1 protein-coding gene is annotated in these 229 nt (G+C 74.7%); it reads left to right on the top strand.

The window, feature by feature from the left end:
* The coding region (locus C7H85_RS19785; RefSeq protein WP_210433714.1) for a hypothetical protein at window positions 1-229 on the top strand (229 nt) is incomplete at both ends.

A 229-nucleotide genomic window follows, 5' to 3' on the forward strand; every position in this document is an offset into this window, starting at 1 on the left:
GCGCCAGCGGCACCCCGCTGCCGGCGGGCATGGAGGACAGCGGGGTGGCCACCCTCACCGATCTGGACGACGGCGAGCAGCCGAACCCGGGGGCGGACGAGCCGGTCCTGACCGTGGCCGACGCCGGTCGGGTCGAGGAAGGGGCGGTGGCGACCTTCGCCATCCGCCTGGACAAGGCGGTGGATAACGCCACCACCCTGCGCTTCAGCCTGGGCGGCGACATCGCGGC

Source organism: Zobellella endophytica (assembly GCF_003012775.1).
In the GTDB taxonomy this organism is placed as follows: Bacteria; Pseudomonadota; Gammaproteobacteria; order Enterobacterales; family Aeromonadaceae; genus Oceanimonas; species Oceanimonas endophytica.